Annotated in this window: 17 protein-coding genes; all 17 read right to left on the bottom strand. The window is 55.3% G+C overall.

Annotated features, from left to right (window positions below):
* Nucleotides 1-38 precede the first annotated feature (38 nt).
* The 17 genes from secA to rsmH all read right to left on the bottom strand — a co-directional run bounded on the left by secA (nucleotide 39) and on the right by rsmH (nucleotide 20,931).
* Complete coding sequence (gene secA, locus AAF463_RS03465) at nucleotides 39-2,744, bottom strand: preprotein translocase subunit SecA (protein WP_101762109.1); 2,706 nt, start codon at nucleotides 2,742-2,744, stop codon at nucleotides 39-41.
* Nucleotides 2,745-2,820: 76 nt separating this feature from the next.
* On the bottom strand, nucleotides 2,821-3,321 hold the full coding sequence (secM, locus tag AAF463_RS03460) for a secA translation cis-regulator SecM (protein ID WP_338064763.1): 501 nt from the start codon (nucleotides 3,319-3,321) through the stop codon (nucleotides 2,821-2,823).
* A 274-nt stretch (nucleotides 3,322-3,595) separates the two neighbouring features.
* A complete protein-coding gene (gene lpxC / locus AAF463_RS03455; protein WP_097094933.1) occupies nucleotides 3,596-4,513 on the bottom strand; it encodes a UDP-3-O-acyl-N-acetylglucosamine deacetylase in 918 nt (305 codons plus the stop codon).
* Between the two features lie 101 nt (nucleotides 4,514-4,614).
* Nucleotides 4,615-5,769, bottom strand: a complete 1,155-nt coding sequence (gene ftsZ, locus AAF463_RS03450) for a cell division protein FtsZ (RefSeq protein ID WP_008108602.1) — start codon at nucleotides 5,767-5,769, stop codon at nucleotides 4,615-4,617.
* Between the two features lie 71 nt (nucleotides 5,770-5,840).
* Nucleotides 5,841-7,097: a cell division protein FtsA gene (ftsA, locus tag AAF463_RS03445; protein ID WP_007888634.1), complete on the bottom strand. Its 1,257-nt coding sequence runs from the start codon at nucleotides 7,095-7,097 to the stop codon at nucleotides 5,841-5,843.
* Nucleotides 7,094-7,933 (bottom strand): cell division protein FtsQ, encoded by an 840-nt coding sequence (ftsQ, locus tag AAF463_RS03440; RefSeq protein ID WP_350261528.1) that lies wholly within the window; start codon nucleotides 7,931-7,933, stop codon nucleotides 7,094-7,096. The genes ftsA and ftsQ overlap by 4 nt, the downstream gene beginning before the upstream one ends.
* A gap of 1 nt (nucleotide 7,934) precedes the next feature.
* Entirely contained in the window at nucleotides 7,935-8,855 is a 921-nt protein-coding gene (locus AAF463_RS03435) for a D-alanine--D-alanine ligase (RefSeq protein ID WP_137385156.1), read from the bottom strand.
* Nucleotides 8,848-10,323 (bottom strand): UDP-N-acetylmuramate--L-alanine ligase, encoded by a 1,476-nt coding sequence (gene murC, locus AAF463_RS03430; protein WP_101762113.1) that lies wholly within the window; start codon nucleotides 10,321-10,323, stop codon nucleotides 8,848-8,850. The genes AAF463_RS03435 and murC overlap by 8 nt, the downstream gene beginning before the upstream one ends.
* Nucleotides 10,324-10,393: 70 nt before the next feature.
* A complete protein-coding gene (gene murG, locus AAF463_RS03425) occupies nucleotides 10,394-11,452 on the bottom strand; it encodes an undecaprenyldiphospho-muramoylpentapeptide beta-N-acetylglucosaminyltransferase (RefSeq protein WP_192235725.1) in 1,059 nt (352 codons plus the stop codon).
* The gene (gene ftsW, locus AAF463_RS03420; RefSeq protein ID WP_101762115.1) at nucleotides 11,449-12,663 is read right to left on the bottom strand and encodes a cell division protein FtsW; all 1,215 of its coding nucleotides are present in this window, start codon (nucleotides 12,661-12,663) and stop codon (nucleotides 11,449-11,451) included. Before ftsW ends, murG begins: the two co-directional genes overlap by 4 nt.
* Nucleotides 12,663-13,979 (bottom strand): UDP-N-acetylmuramoyl-L-alanine--D-glutamate ligase, encoded by a 1,317-nt coding sequence (gene murD / locus AAF463_RS03415; RefSeq protein WP_350261527.1) that lies wholly within the window; start codon nucleotides 13,977-13,979, stop codon nucleotides 12,663-12,665. Before murD ends, ftsW begins: the two co-directional genes overlap by 1 nt.
* Before the next feature lie 2 nt (nucleotides 13,980-13,981).
* A complete protein-coding gene (gene mraY / locus AAF463_RS03410) occupies nucleotides 13,982-15,064 on the bottom strand; it encodes a phospho-N-acetylmuramoyl-pentapeptide-transferase (protein ID WP_007888613.1) in 1,083 nt (360 codons plus the stop codon).
* The gene (gene murF, locus AAF463_RS03405) at nucleotides 15,058-16,419 is read right to left on the bottom strand and encodes a UDP-N-acetylmuramoyl-tripeptide--D-alanyl-D-alanine ligase (protein ID WP_350261525.1); all 1,362 of its coding nucleotides are present in this window, start codon (nucleotides 16,417-16,419) and stop codon (nucleotides 15,058-15,060) included. The genes mraY and murF overlap by 7 nt, the downstream gene beginning before the upstream one ends.
* Nucleotides 16,416-17,903, bottom strand: coding sequence for a UDP-N-acetylmuramoyl-L-alanyl-D-glutamate--2,6-diaminopimelate ligase (murE, locus tag AAF463_RS03400; protein WP_350261524.1), 1,488 nt, complete (start codon nucleotides 17,901-17,903; stop codon nucleotides 16,416-16,418). Before murE ends, murF begins: the two co-directional genes overlap by 4 nt.
* Complete coding sequence (locus AAF463_RS03395) at nucleotides 17,890-19,656, bottom strand: peptidoglycan glycosyltransferase FtsI (RefSeq protein WP_222234395.1); 1,767 nt, start codon at nucleotides 19,654-19,656, stop codon at nucleotides 17,890-17,892. Before AAF463_RS03395 ends, murE begins: the two co-directional genes overlap by 14 nt.
* Nucleotides 19,657-19,672: 16 nt before the next feature.
* Nucleotides 19,673-19,993 carry a cell division protein FtsL gene (gene ftsL / locus AAF463_RS03390; RefSeq protein WP_101762119.1) on the bottom strand — a complete coding sequence of 107 codons (321 nt, stop codon included), beginning with the start codon at nucleotides 19,991-19,993 and terminating at the stop codon, nucleotides 19,673-19,675.
* Nucleotides 19,990-20,931 (bottom strand): 16S rRNA (cytosine(1402)-N(4))-methyltransferase RsmH, encoded by a 942-nt coding sequence (rsmH, locus tag AAF463_RS03385; protein ID WP_101762120.1) that lies wholly within the window; start codon nucleotides 20,929-20,931, stop codon nucleotides 19,990-19,992. Before rsmH ends, ftsL begins: the two co-directional genes overlap by 4 nt.
* Nucleotide 20,932 lies beyond the last annotated feature (1 nt).

Raw genomic sequence — 20,932 nt, 5'->3', positions numbered from 1 at the left:
TCAGCAAAAAAAAAGGAGCCCGAAGGCTCCTTTTTTTATCAGGCCAGACGGCCGTGACACTGCTTGTATTTTTTGCCGGAACCACATGGGCAGAGATCATTACGGCCCACTTTACGCTCCCCGCCTTGTGCGGCTAACGCTTCGGCTGCTGCGGTGGCATCATCAACATGGCTCAGCTGCTGCTGTTGCGCTAAACGCTCCGCTTCTTCACGACGCTGCTGCTCCATCGCTTCCACTTCTTCTGGCATGCGCACCTGAACTTTGCTCAGGGTGCTAATCACTTCGTACTTCAGTGATTCAAGCATCGCCGCAAACATAGAGAAGGATTCACGCTTGTATTCCTGCTTCGGATCTTTCTGGGCATAACCGCGCAGGTGGATGCCCTGACGCAGGTAATCCATCGCTGCCAGATGCTCTTTCCACAACGAATCCAGCGTTTGCAGCATCACGCCTTTCTCAAAGTTGCGCATCATCTCTTCGCCAACCACTTCTTCTTTGGCAGCATAGCTTTCCGCGGCGTGGGTCATGATACGTTCGCGCAGCGTCTCTTCGTGAAGATCGGGCTCTTTATCCAACCACTCAGCAATAGGCAAGTTGAGATCGAAGTCGTTACGCAGACGCTCTTCCAGGCCGGCAACATCCCACATCTCTTCCAGTGACTGCGGCGGAATGTAGGTATCAATGGTAGTTTTGTAGACATCTTCACGGATGCTATTGATGGTTTCAGACACATCAGACACATCCAGCAGTTCGTTACGCTGGCTGTAGATGGCGCGACGCTGATCGTTGGCAACGTCATCGTATTCCAGCAGCTGTTTACGAATATCGAAGTTGCGGCTCTCCACTTTACGCTGCGCGTTGGCAATCGCTTTAGTCACCCATGGATGCTCGATTGCTTCACCTGGCTTCATGCCCAGTTTACGCATCATGTTCGATACGCGATCTGAAGCGAAGATACGCATTAATGCATCTTCCATCGACAGGTAGAAGCGTGAAGAACCGGCATCACCCTGACGACCCGCACGACCACGCAGCTGGTTATCGATACGGCGAGATTCGTGACGCTCAGTACCAATAATGTGCAGACCGCCTGCAGCCAGCACCGCATCGTGACGCAGTTTCCACGCTTCTTTCATCGCCTGAATCTGCTCTTCGGTTGGCTCGTCCATTGCGGCGAGCTCAGCCTGCCAGCTCCCGCCCAGCACGATATCGGTACCACGACCGGCCATGTTGGTCGCGATAGTAACCGCTGCAGGTTGACCCGCCTGAGCAACGATGTCTGCTTCGCTGGCGTGGAATTTGGCGTTCAGTACGCTGTGTTTAATGCCCGCGCGCGTCAGTTCATTGGAAACGACTTCAGATTTCTCAATCGAAATTGTGCCCACTAACACCGGCTGCCCTTTAGCAGTGCAGGCACGGATGTCTTCGATAATGGCGTCAATCTTCTCTTTCTCGGTCATATAGACCAGATCGGCCATATCTTTACGCACCATCGGACGGTTGGTTGGCACCACGATCGTGTCGAGCTTATAGATGGAGCTGAATTCGAATGCTTCGGTATCCGCGGTACCGGTCATACCGGCCAGTTTCTCGTAGATACGGAAGTAGTTCTGGAAGGTAATGGAAGCCAGCGTCTGGTTTTCATTCTGGATTTCCACGCCTTCTTTCGCTTCAACCGCCTGATGCAGACCATCTGACCAGCGGCGACCTTGCATGGTACGGCCGGTGTGTTCATCAACGATGACCACTTCGCCATCTTTAACGATGTAATCAACATCGCGGGTGAAGAGTGCATGAGCACGCAGCGCCGCAGTAACGTGGTGCATCAGCATGATGTTGGTCGGGGAGTAGAGTGACTCGCCCTCTACCATAATGTTTTGGCTAACCAGCAGCTCTTCAACTTTTACCAGGCCGCGCTCGCTCATGTGTGCCTGGCGCGCTTTTTCATCGACCCAGAAATCGCCTTCGCCCTGGAAGGTTTCAGAGTCTTCTTTTTCCTGACGCACCAGATGCGGGATGATCTTGTTAACTTTGGTATACAGCTCAGAGCTGTCTTCCGCCGGACCAGAGATGATCAGTGGCGTACGTGCTTCATCGATCAGGATTGAGTCGACTTCATCCACCAATGCGTAATGCAGCTTACGCTGCACGCGCTCTTCCGGACTGAACGCCATGTTGTCGCGCAGGTAGTCGAAGCCGTATTCGTTGTTGGTGCCGTAGGTGATGTCAGCGGCATAAGCTGCACGCTTAGCCACGGCTGGCATGTTTGGCAGGTTAATGCCGATGGTCAGGCCAAGGAATTCAAACAGTGCACGGTTATTTTCGGCATCACGCTGCGCCAGATAGTCATTGACGGTAACAACGTGCACGCCTTTGCCGCTCAGCGCGTTCAGGTAAGCGGGCAGAGTCGCGGTCAGGGTTTTACCTTCACCGGTGCGCATCTCTGCGATGCAACGTTCGTTGAGCACCATGCCGCCAATCAGCTGCACATCAAAGTGACGCATACCGAAGACGCGCTTACTTGCTTCACGTACGGTGGCAAAGGCCTCAGGAATCAGGCTCTCAAGGCTTTCGCCTTTTTTCAGGCGCTCGCGGAACAGGTCAGTTTTCGCTTTCAGTTCATCGTCAGAGAGCTTTACGAAATCCGGCTCCATCTTATTGATGACGTCGACGATTTTGCGCATACGGCGCAGAGTACGATCATTGCTGCTGCCGAATACTTTAGTTAATAATTTGATTAACATGATAAATTTTTCTCAATTCAGCCGTGATTTCACGGGCTGCAAAATCTGATTCAGGATGTGGAAAAAACGTTAGCAGTTAAGCAATGAAAGGCCCGGCGCGGATGCCATGAATAGCAGCTTGCCAATCAGCAGAGGAAAGGATTTGTGGTTCGTTGTGACGCAGGTTTTGTTGCGGCTCAACAACAGTCAGCGATTGCGCCGGAGAAGTTAGCAACGCCTGAAGCGAACCTATCAACGCCAGCTTTTGTGCCGCCAGCGGCACAGCTTGATCGGCTTCCGCCTGAGCGGGCGGCGTCATACTAAAGGAAAGGTGGCGAATAACGGTGCGAATCGCATGCTGGTGCCAGTAATCGACGTTGAAATTCGGTCGACGCGCGCTTTCCTGCAGACGAATCAGATGGTCAAAATGGACAACATTGCCGACAAACAGGCTGCTGATCGGCGAATCATTTGCTTTCGGCTCAGAACTTTGCGCACAGGCAGGCAAACCTAAACTGGCCGCCACCATCCCCAACAGGAGATGTGGCCAGAAATAGCGTCTGCCTAATTGTCGCCAGCGTGAGAAAATCCCGATCACAATCCGTCCACAATGCATTGAATAAAGTAATAAAGCGGTAGCAAAAATCTGCGTTACCCAGCTTATGTGAGCGCCAGATGATAGCACTTATGTGGGGCTACGACACCAGTGATTAAAGGGGCTTCGGCGGAATTCACGTTTTTTTGTACAGGGTTTCGCCAGTTGCTACAGCGAATTGAGATCGGCTTGGCAGGAATAAAAATGAGGCAATAAAAAACGGCAGGTTAAACTGACCGGAGAGGGTGTCAGCGAAACCTGCCGTTTTATGTCTGACTTACGCCAGAACTAAATTTGGTGCTTTGAATGCCAGTGGCAGTTCAGCTTCATCTTCGAAGGTCGCCCATTCCCAGGCTTCCTGTTTAGCCAGAACCGCTTGCAGCAACTTGTTGTTCAACGCATGGCCCGATTTAAAGGCGGTAAACGCGCCAATAACATTATGACCGCACATGAACAGGTCGCCGATCGCATCGAGCATTTTATGACGAACAAATTCGTCTTCAAAGCGCAGACCGTCTTCGTTTAATACGCGGAAATCATCAAGGCCAATCGCACAATCTAAACTACCGCCCAGGCACAGGCCTTTAGACTGCAGATATTCGATTTCACGCATAAAGCCAAAGGTGCGCGCACGGCTGATTTGGCGAACAAAGTTCTCAGCCGAGAAGTTGAGCTGGTAACGCTGCGAGCTTGAGTCGATCGCTGGATGTTTGAAGTCGATAGTAAAGTCGAGTGAGAAACCGTTGTACGGCTTGATCTCGGCCCACTTATCGCCATCTTCCACACGCACCGTTTGCTTAACGCGTACGAATTTCTTCGCGCTGCTTAGCTCTTCGATGCCAGCGTCCATCAGCAAATAGACAAAAGGCGCGGCACTGCCATCCATGATCGGGATTTCCGGTGCATCAACTTCAACAATAATGTTGTCGATGCCCAAGCCCGCCAATGCGGCGTTCAGGTGTTCAACGGTTGAAATACGCACGCCTTCATCGTTCACCAGGCAAGTACTCAGCATGGTGTCGCGCACATATTTTGCATCAGCCGGGAAATCTACCGGTGGATTCAAGTCAGTGCGACGATAGATGACCCCGGTGTTAGCCGACGCAGGGCGTAACGTCAGTGTGACTTTCTTGCCGGTATGTAAACCGACACCAGTCGCCTGAACAATACGTTTTAATGTCCTTTGTTTGATCATCGCTTTATCTCGCAATATTACCTGTCCGACCGCCAGTATAAATTACCAGCGGGCGAATACTTTAGCACAAAGAGCGGAGAATCCCAATTCTCGGGATATTCTTAATCAGCCTGCTTACGCAAGAAGGCTGGAATATCAAGGTAATCGGGTTCTTTGCTGGATGCCGCCGGTTGGTCATTCACCACTTTCGCAGCCGGTTTCTGCTCCTGCGGCAGTGGCGCCATGCCGTGCTGCTGGTAGCGATGATCCATCACTGGCTGAGTGGCCGGCTTGTTGGTCACCAGCGTGATTTCCGGACGCTTATCCATGCCGATGCCGGTTGCAACTACGGTAACACGCAGTTCGTCGTTCATCTCTGGATCCAGAGAAGTACCGATAACCACGGTTGCGTTGTCAGAAGCGAAGGCGCGGATGGTGTTACCCACGGTTTCAAACTCATCAAGACGCAGGTCGAAGCCCGCAGTAATGTTGACCAGCACGCCGCGCGCGCCAGACAGATCGATGTCTTCCAACAGCGGAGAAGAGATAGCCATCTCTGCCGCTTCTTCCGCACGATCTTCACCACATGCCACGCCTGAACCCATCATGGCGTAACCCATTTCTGACATCACGGTACGCACGTCCGCAAAGTCAACGTTCATCAGGCCAGGACGGGTAATCAGTTCAGCGATACCCTGTACAGCGCCTTTCAATACGTCGTTGGCTGCGCCGAACGCATCCAACAGAGAAATACCGCGACCCAGAACTTTCAGCAGCTTGTCGTTTGGAATAGTAATCAGTGAATCGACATGCTTAGACAGTTCAGCGATACCTTGCTCAGCAAAAGCCATACGCTTTTTGCCTTCAAAGTTGAACGGTTTAGTTACTACCGCAACGGTCAGGATACCCAAATCTTTTGCCACTTCAGCCACAACTGGCGCTGCACCAGTACCGGTACCGCCGCCCATGCCAGCTGCGATGAACACCATGTCTGCACCATCCAGCGCAGCACGCAGTGCTTCGCGATCCTCTTCTGCAGAGTTACGGCCCACTTCTGGGTTCGCACCTGCACCAAGACCTTTGGTGATATTGGTCCCGATCTGGATCGTCTGGCCGACCGCTGTCTTACGCAACGCTTGCGCGTCGGTGTTCACAGCGAAGAATTCCACACCTTCGATACGCTCGCGTACCATGTGCTCTACGGCGTTGCCACCGCCACCGCCGACGCCGATGACTTTAATCACCGCGTCATTGGTTAATTCCATAGGTTCAAACATGATTTCTCTCCGTTATGTGCCTGTCGCCTGGAGATCATAAACATTGCCAGCATGATCTCCTTTTTCAAAAATTAAAACTCTTTCTTCAGCCAGCTGTTGATTCGCTTGAACCAGTTGCCCACTGAAGCACGTTTTTCCGTTTCTGCATCACCGTTCATGTGTGACTCTTTGCCGTAATGCAGCAGGCCAACCGCCGTAGAGTAATACGGCTCCTGCGCATAGTCCGTCAGGCCGGTGATATTAAGCGGCTGTCCGATGCGCACTTGCGTGTGGAACACGCGCTGTGCGCAGGCTGCCAAACCTTCAATCTGCGCCGCACCACCGGTCAGCACGATACCGGCCGCCAGATGATGTTTTACGCCTTGCTGGCGCAGCTGCTCCTGTAATTGCAGAATCTCGTCGTTGACCAGATTCAACAGTTCGGTGTAACGCGGCTCGATGACTTCAGCCAGCGTTTGACGCTGCAGGCTACGTGGTGGACGTCCACCTACGCTCGGCACTTCGACATTTTCGTCTTTGCCGACAATTGAGCCCAATGCACAACCGTGACGCACTTTAATCGCTTCTGCGTCGGTCGGCGGTGTACCAAAAGCGTAAGCGATATCGCTGGTTACCACGTTCCCGGCATACGGGATCACTTTGGTGTGACGCAGTGCACCGCCAGTATAGACAGCGATATCCATTGTACCGCCACCGATATCAACAACACAGACGCCCAGCTCACGTTCATCTTCCGTCAGTACGGAGAAACTGGATGCCAACCCGGCAAAAATCAGTTGGTCAACTTTCAGGCCGCAACGTTCAACGGCTTTGACAATATTTTTTGCCATATCGTTGTGGCAAGTGATCAAATGTACTTTCGCCTGCATACGTACGCCAGAAAGTCCCACTGGATTCTTAATGCCTTCCTGATAATCGATGGCATATTCCTGCGGGATAACATGCAGAATACGATGCTCATCGCGTACGCGAACGGATTTCGCCGTATGCACCACGTTCTCTACATCATCCTGAGTCACTTCCTCTTCCGAAATCGGAACCATCCCGATTTCGTTCTGGCAACTGATATGTTTGCCCGATAAAGCAAGGTAGACCGAGGAAATCTGGCAGTCCGCCATCAATTCAGCCTGATCGATGGCGCGCTGTACGCATTTCACCACCGATTCCAGATCGTTTACGCCGCCTTTATCCATGCCGCGAGACGGGCAACTGCCCACCCCAATAATATTGACCATACCATCGGGCAGAATTTCCCCAACCAGGGCGGACACCTTCGCGGTGCCAATTTCGAGTCCTACTACCAGTTTTCTGTCCGTTGCCTTGATCATTGTGGTTTAGCCTGTGCCTGGTTCTGTTGCTGATTACTGTCCTGTGGCTCTATCGGTGCAGCGGCCCAACCGACTGCGGCGCCCGAATCGTAGCGCAAATCAACGTACGTGATGCGCTGGTTCTGACTTTGGCCCTGCTGCTGCAAATCCGGATAAAGCTCAATAAAACGGTTCAGACGCTTCATGGTATCGCTACGACCTAATTCGATGCGCACATCGTCACTGGTCACTAACTGCCACGAGCGCCGCGCCGTCATCGACGCGACCTTCAGGGTAAACTTGTTAGCCTTTAATACATCACTCATGGTGTGATAGCCGGCTAACACCTCGTTTTCACTGCCTTCCGGACCGTACAGCATCGGCAACGTTTCTTTGCCAACGTGACTGGCCGGAACGCTGAAGGAGACGCCAGCTGCGTCCACCATATGTGAGTCATTCCAGCGTGCAACCGGAACATACTCCACCAGATTTATCTTCAGCTCATCAGGCCACTGCTTGCGCACACTGACCTGCTTAATCCAGGGTAAACGCTCAATCTGCTGCTGGATGATATCCACGTTCTGCGACATGAAGGTTCCCGGCGCGCCAAGCGATAAAATGGCCTGACGAATATCATCATGCGTGGTGTAGTGGGTTTGCCCGGTCACCACCAGCTTCGATAACGGCAAGCGTGACGCGTCATTCATCCACTTCAGCACCATGAGGCCACCCGCCACCATAATGCCCAACACAATCAGCAGGAACACCATGCCAAACAGTCGCGCACCGTTGCTGCGCCCGGAGCGTGTCCGCTCCTGAGGTTCGCGATTGCGTACTCGTATCGCTGCCTGAGACATATCAGTCAGCCAGCTCCAGAATACGCGCCACCAGCTGCGGGAAGCTGTATCCCGCTTGCTTAGCGGCCATCGGCACTAAACTGTGGCTGGTCATGCCGGGCGAAGTATTCACTTCCAGCAGCTGGAAGTTGCCCTCACCGTCAGCCATCACGTCCACGCGACCCCAGCCGCTGCAACCCAATGCGCGCCAGGCTGACCACACCAACGTCTGCAATTCTGCTTCCTGCTCGGCGCTTAATCCGCTCGGGCAGAAGTATTCAGTATCGTCAGAAATGTATTTAGCTTCATAGTCATAGAACTCGCTGGCGGTTTTAATTCTGATAGAAGGCAGAATTTGCTCACCCACGATGCCCACGGTGTATTCCGCGCCGCTCAGAAAAGCTTCGATCAGCACGTCATCATCATGACGAAAGGCTTCTTCAAGCGCTGCGGGTAATGCATCCGCATGGTTCACGCGGCTGATACCGACGCTAGAACCTTCGCAGCTTGGCTTGACAAATAGCGGTAAACCCAGCGCCTCAATGGCTTTGGTAGTATCCGCGTTTAAACCTTGTTCATGCTGCTGACGCGTCAGCCAGACAAATTTGCCTGAAGGTAATCCCCTGCCCTGCCACAGCAATTTGCTGCGCAGCTTATCCATGGTGATGGCGGAAGCCATCACACCGCTGCCGGTATAGGGCAGTTGCAGAAACTCCAGCACCGCTTGCAGCGTGCCGTCTTCGCCACCACGACCGTGCAAAGCAATAAACGCTTTAGCGAAGCCTTGCTGTTTCAGGTCAAGCACCGACACATCACGCGTATCGACTGCATGCGCATCAATGCCCATTTCACGCAGTCCGGCCAGCACTGCCGCACCGGACATCAGCGACACATCACGCTCGGCCGAGGTGCCGCCCATCAATACTGCAACCTTCTCAGTCATGGCGCGCCTCCGACTTAACGGCAGGCTGTAATTCGTTTTCGGCCAGCTTGCGGGCAATCTTGCCGATGTTGCCTGCACCCTGCACGATCACCAGATCGTCGCCCGACAGCAACGGTGCCAGCGCATCTGGCAGTGCGTCATGCTCAGAGACCAGAATCGGATCAACTTTGCCACGGTTACGAATCGCGCGGCACAGCGAGCGGCTATCAGCGCCGGGAATCGCCGCTTCACCCGCCGGATAGACATCCAGCATCAACAACACATCCACCTGCGACAGCACATTAGCGAAATCATCAAACAGGTCACGCGTACGCGTGTAGCGATGCGGCTGGAACACCATCACTAGCTTCTTGTCAGGCCAGCCCGCACGTGCGGCTTTGATGGTGACATCCACTTCGGTGGGATGGTGGCCGTAATCGTCGACCAGCATCGCACTGCCTGGATTACCATTGACGGCGGCGGTATCGAACTCGCCCAGCACGTCAAAGCGGCGTCCGGTGCCCTGGAAGCTCTCCAGCGCGGCCAGAATCGCGTTATCTTCAATCCCCTCTTCGCTGGCAACAGCTACCGCGGCGGCTGCGTTCAGCGCGTTATGACGGCCAGGCGCATTCAGCGTCACTTTCAGCACCGGCTTATCCTGACGAATAATGGTGAAGTGTCCTTGTGCGCCACGCTGCTCGTAATTCTCGATACGCACATCCGCGTCATCGCTGAAGCCGTAGGTGGTTACCTGGCGGCCTACGCGTGGGATCAGGTCACGAATCACTGCATCATCCACGCACATTACCGCGCGTCCATAGAATGGCAGGTTGTGCAGGAAGTTAATGAACGTCTGCTTCAGGTTCTCGAAATCGCCCTGATAAGTGTCCATGTGATCCGCTTCGATGTTGGTGACAATTGCCACCATCGGTTGCAGATGCAGGAAGGACGCATCACTTTCATCTGCTTCAGCAATCAGATAACGGCTGCTGCCCAGGCGCGCATGCGTGCCTGCGGCTTTAACCAAGCCACCGTTAACGAAGGTGGGATCCAGCCCGCCTTCCGCGTAAATGCTGGTCACCATCGCGGTGGTGGTGGTTTTACCGTGCGTGCCCGCAACCGCAATGCCGTGACGGAAACGCATCAGTTCAGCCAACATCTCAGCACGACGAATCACGGGAATACGCTGCTCACGGGCGGCAACCAGTTCAGGGTTATCCTGCGCTACGGCCGTCGACACCACGACAACGCTGGCATCGGTGACGTTTTCCGGACGATGGTTGAAATAAATCGTCGCACCCAGCGCAGCCAGATGCTGTGTCACCGCGTTCGGCGCCAAATCAGAACCGCTGATGTGATAGCCTTCGTTCGCCAACACCTCGGCAATACCGCCCATGCCAGCACCACCGATGCCGACAAAGTGAATGTGCCGGACGCGACGCATCTCGGGCACAATAGAACGCAGTTTTGCCAATTGTTGTGTATTCATCTGTTTCAATTACCTGTTTTTCCCGTTTGTACCTGCTGAAGGTACGGGCCAAATCAACTGGCCGATTAATTTACTTCGCGACGCGCGCCACTTCATTTGCAACCCGCTCGGTTGCATCGGGAATCGCGACCTGACGGGCTTTTTCTGCCATCGCCAACAATGTGGCGCGATCCCAGTGACGCAGCGTGTCCGCTACCACAGCCGCGGTGAACTGCGGCTGCTCGAAAATTTTGGCTGCGCCCGCTTTTTCCAGCGGCAACGCATTCCAGTACTGCTGACGATCTTTGTGCTGAAACGGTACGAAAATTGCCGGTAAACCTGCGGCCGCCACTTCACTTACCGTCAATGCGCCCGAACGGCACACTACGACATCGGCCCAGGCGTAAGCTTCGGCCATGTCATCGATAAACTCGGTGACTTTGTGCTGCGGTTGACCCGCTGCGCGGTAAGCCTGCTGCACGGTTTCCAGTCCGCCTTTACCGGTTTGATGCCAAACCGTAATGGCTTCGCCCAACGCTGCGGCCACTTGCGGCACGGTCTGGTTAAGGATGCGCGCGCCCTGGCTGCCGCCAACCACCAGCACGCGAATCGGGCCGAAACGTGCGCTCAGTCGCTCTGCCGGTAACGGCAGCGCTAACACGTCGGTACGCACCGGATTGCCAACCACTTCAGCATTTGGAAACGCTCCCGGAAACGCCTGCATCACTTTGGTGGCGATCTTCGCCAGCCACTTGTTGGTCAGTCCGGCAATGCCGTTCTGCTCATGCAGCACCACCGGAATACCGCAGCTCCACGCCGCTAAGCCGCCAGGACCCGAAACGTAGCCGCCCATTCCCAGCACCACATCCGGCTGCCAGCTCTTCATGATGCGACGCGCCTGGCGCCATGCATTGAAGATGCGTACCGGTGCCAGCAACTGCGCTTTAACACCTTTACCGCGTAAACCGCTGATGCGGATAAAATCAATTTCAATGCCGTGTTTCGGCACCAAATCCGCTTCCATTCGGTCAGCGGTTCCCAGCCAGCGCACCTGCCAGCCTTGTTCCATCAGGTGATGGGCAACGGCCAGACCGGGGAACACATGTCCGCCAGTACCGCCTGCCATGACCATCAACCGTTTGCCACTCATCGTGCACCTCGGGTAAACGCCTGCGCTTTTGCCAGACGAGTTTCATAATCTATGCGCAATAAAAACACGATGGCGGTCGACATGATGATCAGACTCGAACCACCGTAACTGATCAGCGGCAGCGTCAGACCTTTCGTCGGCAGCATGCCAGCAGCTGCACCCACGTTAACCAGCGCCTGGAAGCTAAACCACACGCCAATTGAGCAAGCGAGGAAGCCTGAGAAGCGCTGATCGATCTCCAGAGCACGGCGACCAATCGACATCGCGCGAAAAGCGACGAAGAATACCATCAACAGCGCTAAAACCACACCGACATAACCCAACTCTTCACCGATGATGGAGAAGATGAAGTCAGTATGTGCTTCCGGCAGATATTCCAGTTTCTGCACCGAATTGCCTAATCCCTGCCCCCAGAACTCACCGCGCCCAAACGCCATCAACGATTGCGTCAGCTGGTAGCCGCTGCCGAAGGGATCTTCCCACGGGTTCCAGAAGGAGGTCACACGGCGCATGCGGTACGGTTCGGCGATGATCAGCAGCACCACGGCGAAAATGCCGGAGCCGATGATCGCCAGGAACTGCCACATTTTCGCCCCGGCGAGGAACAGCATCGCCAGCGTGGTAACAAACAGCACAACGACGGTACCGAGATCCGGCTGCGCCAGCAGCAGCACGGCCAGCACCACCATCACGCCCATCGGCTTACAGAAGCCCCAGAAGTTGTTACGCACCTCTTCGACTTTGCGCACCAGATAGCTGGCGAGATAGCAGAACAGCGTCAACTTCGAAAGCTCGGCCGGCTGAATACGCAGCGGGCCAAGGGCAATCCAGCGCGATGCACCGTTCACCGAGCTACCGACGACCAATACGATCAGCAGCATCACCACGGACACCATCAGCATCACGTTGCTGTAGCGCTGCCAGAAATCCATCGGGATGCGCAAGGTCACCAGCGCCATACCAAACGCCAAAGCGATATAGAATGCATCACGCTTGGCAAAGTAGAACGGATCTTCATTCAGACGTTGACCGACCGGCATCGACGCCGACGTCACCATCACAAAACCAATCAGCGCCAGCCCAAAGGTCAGCCACAGCAACGTGCGATCGTACAGCACCACCGGCGCATCATCACTGTCGCGCGCGCCCATCACCCATTCACGCAGGCGCAACGACAGATAGTTGGCGATACCGGCTCCAGGAATGCGCATCAGCTCAACTCCCTTGCCAGTTGCGCGAACTGATCGCCGCGCTGTTCAAAATTACGGAACTGGTCAAGGCTGGCGCAGGCCGGTGATAACAGCACCATATCGCCGGCTTTGACCTGGGCGGCAATCTGCGTCATCGCCTGCTGCATGGTTTCAGTGCGCGTGGCGATCTCCGGACGCAATGCCGCTAACGCATCACCATCTCGACCAAAACAGAACAGCTTCACGTTGTCGCCCTGCAGATAGCGCGCCAGCGGGCTGAAATCAGCCGACTTGCCGTCGCCGCCCAGCAGTAGCCACAAGGTGCCTTTCACCTGCAGGCCATTCAGCGCCGCTTCGGTGCTGCCAACGTTGGTGGCTTTGGAATCGTTAATCCAGCGCACACCGTGGGCTTCATGCACCAATTGGAAGCGATGCGCCAGGCCGGTAAAAGTGGTTAAGGCTTTCAGGCTGGAAGCGCGTGGAATATTCACCGCGTCGGCCAATGCCAGCGCTGCCAGCGCGTTGGTATAATTGTGTTGGCCCACCAGCGTCATCTCATCGGTGTTCAGGACTTTCTCGCCCTTCGCCCGCAGCCAGGTGCTGCCCTGCTGCTGATTAAGATGATAATCGCCGAGGTTGATGCCGAAGCTTACGCAGCGCTGATCAACACCGCGCACCGGCATGGTCATGCCATCGTCAGCATTCACCACGCATACGCTGGCGTTTTCGTAAATGCGCAGCTTGGCGGCACGATACTGCTGCATGCCGAGCGGATAGCGATCCATGTGATCCTCGGTGAGATTGAGGATCGTCGCCGCCGCCGCTTTCAGGCTATGCGTGGTTTCCAGCTGGAAGCTGGAGAGTTCGAGTACATAAAGCTGTGCTGGCGATTTCAACAGCGTCAGCGCCGGCAAACCGATGTTGCCGCCCACGCCAACCTGCCAACCTGCTGCGCGCGCCATTTCACCCACCAGCGTCGTGACGGTGCTTTTGCCGTTCGAACCGGTGATCGCCACAATCGGAGCCTGCGCTTCACGGCAGAACAGCTCAATATCGCCGATGATTTCAATCCCGGCATCGGCGGCTTCGCTTAATGCAGGATGCGCCAACGCGATGCCGGGGCTGGCGATAATCAGATCGGACGCCAGCAGCCAATCACTATTAATACCGCCAACATAGCGCTCCACCGAAGCTGGCAGTTTGTCCAGCCCCGGCGGCGAGACACGGGTATCCATCACGCGTGGCGTTACGCCTTGCGCGAGGAAGAAATCAACACAGGAGAGGCCAGTAATGCCTAATCCAATGATGACGACTTTTCTGCCCCGATAGTCAGCCATGATTAACGTACCTTCAGCGTTGCCAGGCCAATCAGCACCAGCATCAGCGAAATAATCCAGAAGCGCACGATGACGCGCGGCTCCGGCCAGCCTTTCAATTCATAGTGGTGGTGAATCGGTGCCATGCGGAAAATGCGTTGACCGCGCAGCTTGAACGATCCCACCTGCAGAATCACCGACAGCGTTTCGACCACAAACACGCCGCCCATGATTAACAGCAAGAATTCCTGACGCAGCAGCACGGCGATGGTGCCGAGCGCGCCACCCAACGCCAATGAGCCGACATCGCCCATGAACACTTGCGCTGGATAGGTGTTGAACCACAAAAATCCGAGTCCGGCTCCGACAATCGCGGTGCAGACAATTACTAATTCGCCCGCGTGCCGTAAATAAGGAATGTGCAGATATTCGGCAAACTTAACGTTACCGGTCGCCCACGCCACCAGCGCAAAGCCTGCTGCCACGAACACCGTTGGCATAATGGCTAAGCCATCAAGACCATCCGTTAAGTTAACCGCGTTGCCGGTACCGACAATCACGAAGTAGGCCAGCACCACATAGAACAGGCCCAGCTGCGGCATCACGTCTTTAAAGAACGGCACCACCAGCTGCGTTGCTGGCGTATCTTTACCGGCGATAAACAGCGCGAACGCAACCGCCAGCGAAATTACTGACATCCAGAAATATTTCCAGCGCGCGATCAGGCCTTTGGTGTCTTTGCGCACCACCTTACGATAGTCATCCACAAAGCCGATGATGCCAAAACCGACCAGCACCACCAGTACGCACCAGACGTATGGATTAGACGGATAGGCCCACATCAGCACCGAAATGGTGATTGAGGTGAGGATCATCACGCCGCCCATGGTTGGCGTGCCGCGTTTGCTGAAGTGTGACTCTGGACCGTCGTTACGCACCACCTGACCGATCTGCAGCTTCTGCAGCCAGGCAATCAGGCGCGGGCCCATCCACAGAGAAATGAACAAGGCGGTCAGCAGGCTGACAATGGCGCGAAACGTCAGATACGAGAAGACGTTAAAGCCGGAATAAAATGCGACCAGATGTTCGGCCAGCCAGACTAGCATGTTCCTTTCTCCTGTAAGCTCTGTACTACCTGCTCCATGGCGGCACTACGTGAACCTTTAACCAAAATAGTGATGTCCTGATGTTCGGACAGCAATGTGCGTAAACGTTCAGTTAGCGCGGTTTTTGTGGCGAAATGCTCGCCTTTACCGCTGTTTTCGCCAATCAGCTGGCTCAGAGTCCCAATGCTCAGCACGCGATCGACACCGGCCGCTTTGGCCGCATCGCCGACCTGGCGATGACACAGTTCGGCTTCATCACCCAATTCAGCCATATCGCCCACTACCATCACGCGGTAGCCCGGCATATCGCCTAGCACCTGTGCGGCGGCAGTCATAGAACCGACATTGGCGTTGTAACTGTCATCCAGCAGCAGTTGATTGACCGCCAGGCGAATCGGGAACAGTCGACCAGGAACAGCCTGCAAGGTTTTAAGGCCAGTTTGAATCGCCGACAGCGGCGCATCTACTGACAATGCCAACGCTGCAGCGGCTAACGCATTCGAGATGTTATGACGGCCCGGCAGCGGCAGCTCCACGGCGATATCACCGCGTGGCGTATGCAGCGTGAACAGCGTGGCATCGGCTCGCAGCACGATTTCGCTGGCGCGGAACTCTGCATCAGCCATCGGCTGCGGCGAGAAGCGCCACAAGGTTTTATCTGCAAACTGTGATTTCCAGTTGGCCAGATCGTTGCTGTCAGCGTTGACGATCGCGGTGCCGTGTACCGGCAAGCCGCCAAAAATTTCGCCTTTGGCTTTCGCCACACCCGCCAGCGAGCCAAAGCCTTCCAGATGGGCAGCAGCAAGGTTATTCACCAGCGCAGTTTCCGGACGCACCAGATCGGTGGTGTAAGCAATTTCACCCTGATGGTTGGCACCTAACTCGATCACCGCGTAAGCATGCTCTTTGGTGAGACGCAGCAGCGTCATCGGTACACCGAAGTCGTTGTTCAGGTTGCCGGCCGTGTAAAGCGTTTCGCCACACTGACGCAAAATCGCGGCGGTCATCTCTTTGACCGAGGTTTTGCCAGATGAACCGGTCAACGCAACCACGCGAGCATTCGCCTGTTGGCGTACCCACGCGGCGAGTTGGCCGAAAGCAATCCGCGTATCAGCCACAACCACTTGCGGTATTGAAACCGGCAGCAGCTTACTGACCAGCAGCGCCTGCGCGCCGTTGGCAATGGCATCGTTAGCAAAATCGTGAGCATCAAAACGTTCACCCACCAGCGCCACAAACAGGCTGCCGGCGGTGACTTTGCGGGTATCGGTGGTGACATCGGCAAGGGTTAAATCCGCGCCATGCAGTTGACCGCTGCTGATTTCGGCCAGCGTATTGAGAGAAACGGGAATCATGCCATCACCCCCAACAAACGGGCGACGGTGTCGCGATCGGAGTAATCCAAACGGCGGTTGCCAATGATTTGATAATCTTCGTGGCCTTTTCCGGCCACCAACACGATGTCGTCGGCGCTGGCTTGCATCACGGCGTTGGTGACCGCCTGCGCACGACCGGAAACCACGCGTGCGCGGCCCGGATCGAGCAAGCCGGTGAGAATGTCATTCACAATCGCCATCGGCTCTTCGCTGCGCGGATTATCGTCGGTGATCACGACGATGTCGGAGAATTGCTCAGCAATCGCGCCCATCAGCGGACGTTTGCCTTTGTCACGATCGCCACCGCAGCCAAACACGCACCACAGCTGGCCTTTACAGTGCAGACGCGCCGCTTCCAGCGCTTTTTCCAGCGCATCCGGCGTGTGAGCGTAATCGACAACAACCGTAGGTTTGTCTGGCGCAGTGAATACTTCCATGCGACCACACACCGGCTGCAGCTGCGGTGCAGTGGCAACCAGCGCATCAAGCGGATAATCCAGCGCCAGCAGCGTACCCAGCGCCAGCAATAGGTTGCTCACGTTGAAAGCGCCCATCAGGCGGCTATCAAACTCGCCGTTGCCCCAGCTGGAGCTGAACTGAATATGCGCACCGCCGTCGTGATAATCCACCGCCGTAGCTTTCAGCCAGCGGCCATGACAGCCCAATTGCAGATTGTCTTCCATGGTGACCGCTACCGCATCCGGCAATTTTGCCAGCCAGCGACGTCCCACGTCATCATCAGCATTGATGATGGCTTCAGCGACCTGATGCTCAGAGAACAGTAACCATTTAGCGGATTCATAACTCTGCATATCACCGTGATAATCGAGGTGATCGCGGCTCAGGTTAGTAAATACCGCGGCCGCAAACGGCAAGGCGGCAACGCGATGCTGCACCAAACCATGTGAGGAGACTTCCATTGCCGTCAGGGTTGCGCCCTGCCCGACTAAATCATTCAGCACATGCTGCACATCCACCGCAGAACCGGTGGTGTTTTCGGTTGCCACCAGTTGACCGCAAAGGCCATTGCCTACCGTGCCCATCACTGCGCCGGTTTCACCGAGCAGATTGGCCCACTGCGCCATCAGTTGCGTGGTGGTGGTTTTGCCGTTAGTGCCAGTAACACCAATCAATTTCAGTTTGCTTGCAGGCTGCTGATAAAAGCGTCCGGCCAGTGCAGAGAGACGCTGCTGCAACTGCGCCAGATAGATAACCGGGACGCCATGCATCTCGCGGATATCTCCATCGCTGGCTTCGCCTTCGGCTTCGGCAATCACTGCCGTTACGCCTTGTGCAATAGCCTGCGGAATAAAACGGCGTCCATCAGCATGATGGCCCGCCACGGCGATAAACAGATCGCCAGAAGCCGCCGCGCGGCTATCTAGTGTCATGTCACGGAGTGGACGCGCCGGCGCACCCGGCACCCACGGGGCCAGTAAGTCGCGCAGGTTACGATCTGTCACTTGATCCCTCACTTCTATTCTTCACCAACTCGTTCTTATCAACTGTCGGCAGCGCATCAGGTTCGATATTCATGGTACGCAATACGCCGCCCATGATGGCGCCAAACACCGGTGCTGAAACCGCACCACCATAATATTTACCGGCCTGGGGATCGTTGATCACCACCACCAGCGCAAAACGAGGACGGCTGGCAGGCGCAACGCCTGCGGTATAAGCAATGTATTTGTTGACGTAACGTCCATCCGGTCCAACTTTCTTGGCGGTACCGGTTTTGATGGCAATGCGATAGCCCTTGATGGCGGCTTTCACCCCACCACCGCCAGGCAACGCAACGCTTTCCATCATGTGCATCACCGTTTTCACCAGGTCTTCCTGGAAAACGCGTTCACCCGCCACTGGCGGGTCAACTTTGGTGATCGACAGCGGGCGATTGATGCCGTAGCTGCCAATGGTTGCGTAGACTCGCGCTAACTGTAACGGCGTTACCATTAGCCCGTAGCCGAAAGAGAAGGTGGCCCTCTCTATGTCAGACCACCGTTGTTTTTGAGGGTATAAGCCACTACTTTCCCCGACCAGCCCCAAATTGGTCGGTTTACCCAGTCCAAAGCGCGCGTAAGTATCTACAAGTGCTGAGGAGGGCATCGCTAACGCCAAACGTGAAACCCCGACGTTACTCGACTTCTGTAAAACCCCGGTAAGGGTCAATTCGTTGTAGCGCGCCACGTCTTTGATCTCATGACCATTGACGCGGTACGGCACGGTATTCAGTACGCTGTTCTCTTTCACCACACCGCGCTGCAAAGCCGTCATCACCACCATCGGTTTCACGGTGGAACCTGGCTCGAAGATGTCGGTAATAGCGCGGTTACGCATCACGTCTTTCGGCGTGTTGCTGAGATTATTCGGGTTGTAAGCGGGGCTGTTCGCCATCGCCAGCACTTCGCCGGTGTTTACATCCACCAGCACCGCGGTGCCTGATTCGGCTTTATTAAACGCCACGGCATTATTCAGTTCGCGGTACACCAGCGCCTGCAGACGTTCATCAATGCTTAGCGTCAGGTTATGCGCGGCGCGGCTGTCTACCGAGGAGATATCTTCAATGACGCGGCCGTTGCGGTCTTTACGCACCGTACGTTCACCCGGTGCGCCAGTCAGCCATTTGTCGAAGCTCTTTTCGATGCCTTCAATGCCCTGGCCATCAATGTTGGTGAAACCAATCAGGTGCGCGGTCACCTGGCCCGCCGGATAGTAGCGGCGCGACTCTTCACGCAGATAGATGCCCGGCAGCTTAAGCTTTTTCACATACTCGCCAATCGCTGGATTCACCTGGCGCGCCAGATAGACAAAGCGCCCTTTCGGGTTGGCATTGATACGTGCAGCAAGCTGATCGAGCGGGATCGATAACGCATCCGACAGCGCTTTCCAGCGACTATCCAGCGAGACGCCGCCGTGTTCGGTCAGCTCTTTCGGATCGGCCCAGATCGCATTCACCGGCACGCTCACCGCCAGCGGACGACCGGCACGATCGCTGATCATACCGCGCGCAGTTGGCACCGATTGCACGCGCAGCGAACGCAAATCGCCCTCTTTTACCAGCTTGTCAGGGTTGATCACCTGCAGCCACGCTACGCGCGACAGCAGTCCGCCCAGCGCCAGTAAAATGCACCCGCACAGTAACGCAAAGCGCCAGCTTACAAAGCTGGCCTTATCTTCTTGTTTTTTTAACTTCAGCGTTTTGCCTGCGCCACTCATTGAGTTCTGCGATTCCTTATTTCTGCACCACAATATTTTCCTGCGAAGGATCTACATGCTGCATTTGCAGTTTATCGGTTGCTATCCGCTCTACACGGCTGTGATCGCCCAGTGCGTTCTCTTCAAGAATCAGGTTGCGCCATTCGATATCGAGCGCATCACGCTCCAGCACCAGCTGTTCACGCTGCGCCGTTAACAGGCGCGTCTTATGCGTGGTGGTCACGACCATTACCGAGGACACCAGCACCGCGATCAACAGCAACAGCGGGATCTTGCCAAATCGCAGCAAGTCCCCACCAATGACACCGGGTAAGCTGTGGCGCTCGTTGCCAATCATGAGGCCGTTCGCTCCGCGATACGCAATACCGAACTGCGCGCACGTGGGTTTTCGTTCACTTCGGCTTCGCCAGGAATCAATTTGCCCAGCGTTTTCAGCTCACGACCGCCTAAGGCTTTAAGCTGCGACTCCGTCATCGGAATGCCTGCTGGCACCTGAGGACCGCGGCTCTGATCGCGCATAAAACGCTTCACTAAGCGATCTTCCAGTGAGTGGAAGCTGATGATCGACAACCTGCCGCCTGGCGCGAGAACCGACAAGGCCCCTTTCAGCGCGGTATCGATCTCTTCCAGCTCACTGTTGATCCAGATACGAATCGCCTGGAAAGTACGCGTTGCCGGGTGCTTAAATTTGTCTTTGACGGGCATTGCGGCGGCAATCACCGTCGCCAGCTCTTTGGTGCGTGTCATCGGCTGGTCGCGGTTACGCTCTACGATGGCGCGCGCAATCCGTTTACCGAAACGCTCTTCACCGTAGGTCTTGATCACGAAAGCGATATCCGCCTCCTCTGCGCTCATCAGCCATTCGGCGGCCGATTGCCCGCGTGTTGGATCCATACGCATATCCAGTGGCCCATCACGCATAAAGGAGAAGCCACGTTCAGCATCATCCAGTTGCGGAGAAGAGACGCCCAGATCGAGCAGAACGCCATCGATCTTGCCGGTCAATCCACGCTCTTCGACGTATTCCGCCAAAGCCGAAAACGGCCCGTGGACGATCGAGAAGCGCGGATCGTTTATCTCAGCGGCTGCGGCTATCGCTTGCGGATCGCGATCAATCGCTATCAGTTGCCCTTTCTCACCAAGCTGCGAAAGGATTAAGCGCGAGTGACCGCCGCGACCAAAAGTGCCATCAATATAAATGCCGTCTTCCCTGATATTGAGGCCGTTTACCGCCTCATCCAGCAGCACTGTGGTGTGTTTGAAATTTTCCTGCATA

The sequence above is a fragment of the Pantoea sp. BJ2 genome, from assembly GCF_040255075.1.
Lineage (GTDB): Bacteria > Pseudomonadota > Gammaproteobacteria > Enterobacterales > Enterobacteriaceae > Pantoea > Pantoea leporis.
The sequence above is the reverse complement of the archived record's forward strand: the minus strand, read 5'-3'. Positions and strand labels throughout refer to the sequence as shown.